The organism is Spirosoma endbachense (assembly GCF_010233585.1).
GTDB classification, from domain to species: domain Bacteria; phylum Bacteroidota; class Bacteroidia; order Cytophagales; family Spirosomataceae; genus Spirosoma; species Spirosoma endbachense.
The window spans coordinates 10,255,669-10,256,134 of record NZ_CP045997.1 but is presented as its reverse complement, the minus strand read 5'-3'; the positions used below and the strand labels follow the sequence as shown (position 1 = coordinate 10,256,134).

Genomic DNA, 466 nt, shown 5'->3' with positions numbered 1-466 from the left:
AGGAATACGACCTCCTACGGGGGGCAGCAGTGGGGAATATTGCACAATGGGGGAAACCCTGATGCAGCGACGCCGCGTGGAGGAAGAAGGTCTTCGGATTGTAAACTCCTGTTGTTGAGGAAGATAATGACGGTACTCAACAAGGAAGCGACGGCTAACTACGTGCCAGCAGCCGCGGTAATACGTAGGTCGCAAGCGTTGTCCGGAATTACTGGGTGTAAAGGGAGCGCAGGCGGGAAGACAAGTTGGAAGTGAAATCTATGGGCTCAACCCATAAACTGCTTTCAAAACTGTTTTTCTTGAGTAGTGCAGAGGTAGGCGGAATTCCCGGTGTAGCGGTGGAATGCGTAGATATCGGGAGGAACACCAGTGGCGAAGGCGGCCTACTGGGCACCAACTGACGCTGAGGCTCGAAAGTGTGGGTAGCAAACAGGATTAGATACCCCAGTAGTCAGGTCGTATTAGT

General features: G+C 52.8%; 1 other annotated feature (cut by both window edges).

From position 1 onward, the window contains the following. Window positions 1-466, top strand: a sequence feature (16S ribosomal RNA rRNA prediction is too short) (it extends past both window edges: 88 nt to the left, 46 nt to the right).